The sequence below is a fragment of the Luteimonas salinilitoris genome (assembly GCF_041300785.1).
Classification (GTDB): Bacteria; Pseudomonadota; Gammaproteobacteria; order Xanthomonadales; family Xanthomonadaceae; genus Luteimonas; species Luteimonas salinilitoris.
This window is the reverse complement of the sequence record NZ_JBFWIB010000052.1, coordinates 1-1,352: the sequence shown is the minus strand read 5'-3', so window position 1 is coordinate 1,352 and position 1,352 is coordinate 1. Positions and strand designations below refer to the sequence as shown.

Below are 1,352 nucleotides of genomic sequence, written 5' to 3'. Positions count from 1 at the left end.
CTGAGGTTTCCCCACGTTTTTCCCTGTGAGGTCAGCCGCTTAGCGGCGATCTGACTGGAAAGAAGTGCGCGCATGGCGCAGTCTTCAAGGTGACTAAGCCAAAGAAGGACTGACGACCATGCGCGCCAGCCGAGTATTGCAGAAGTGCCTGCCGGAATCACTGGAACCGATGCACGCGCTGCGCGAGCATGCTCTGCTAAGCGCCGTGGAAGCCGTGCTTCAAGGACGCAGATTGACACTGATGGATGTTGCCCGCTCCTGGCCCGGTGCCGAGCGCGTCCGGCCGCCGCTCAAGGCGTTCGACAGGCTGCTGGGCAACCCGCACCTGCACGCCGAACGCGAGGGGATCCATGCCGATATGGCGCGCTGGCTGCTGCGCGGTCCGCAGCCGGTGATCGTGATCGACTGGACGGATCTGAAGGCCGACAAGTCGTGGTGTCTGTTGCGTGCGGCGGTGCCGGTGGGAGGGCGAACACTGACGCTGCTGGACATGGTGTTCCCCGGCAAGAAGCAAGGCGCACCTGCTGCGGAGAAGCGATTCCTGCAACGGCTGCACGCACTGGTGCCCGAAGGCGCTCGCCCGATCCTGGTCACCGATGCGGGCTTCCGCACGCCCTGGTTCCGCGCCGTCTCGGCACTGGGTTGGGACTGGCTGGGTCGCTTGCGCGGCCGCACGCAGGTCAAGCCACTGGACGTCGAAGATCGTATCGAGCAATGGGTGGACTGCCGACAACTGCATGTGCTGGCCACCCAGACGCCGCGGGAGCTGCCGTTGATGCAGACCAATCGCGGCGATCCCCTGACCTGCCATCTGGTTGTGTACGCCAAGGCGCGGCAAGGCCGGAAGCACTGCAATCGGCGGCGTCGCACGGAAGTGGCACGCAGCTCATCCAGTCGCAAGTCTGCGGCGCGCGAGCGCGAGCCTTGGCTGATCATCGCCTCGCCCAGTCTGGCCGAGGCCAGCGCCCGGCAGCTGGTGGGCCTGTACGCACGCAGGATGCAGATCGAATGCTCCTTCCGCGATCTGAAGTCGCACCGGTATGGGCAAGGCTTCGAAGATAGCCTGACGCGCAGCGGTGCGCGTCTGCAGATCCTGCTGCTGGTCGGCACGTTGGCGGCCTTCGCCAGTTGGCTGGCGGGCCTGGGATGCGAAAAGACCGGCATCGCCCAGTGGCTGTCGCCGATCCGCACCACACGCAAGCTGTACTCGACCTTGCGTGTGGGCCGGGAGGCCTTGGTCAGAGGCTGGCCGATGGAGCCCGTCTCCCAATGGCTGGATCGCTTACGATCACTGCCGCCCGCGGTGATCGACCAGATGATGCTCGAGGCATGAAAACGTGGGGAAACCTCAG

The 1,352-nt window shown here is 65.2% G+C and carries 1 protein-coding gene; it reads left to right on the top strand.

The window, feature by feature from the left end; all coding sequences use genetic code 11:
- Positions 1-118: 118 nt before the first annotated feature.
- Positions 119-1,333, top strand: a complete 1,215-nt coding sequence (locus AB5T46_RS20385) for an IS4 family transposase (RefSeq protein WP_370565941.1) — start codon at positions 119-121, stop codon at positions 1,331-1,333.
- Positions 1,334-1,352: the final 19 nt, after the last annotated feature.

Bases quoted from the DNA above. Each gene is read 5' to 3' on its own strand.
- AB5T46_RS20385 (WP_370565941.1), top strand. From the start codon at position 119: ATGCGCGCCAGCCGAGTATTGCAGAAGTGCCTGCCGGAATCACTGGAA.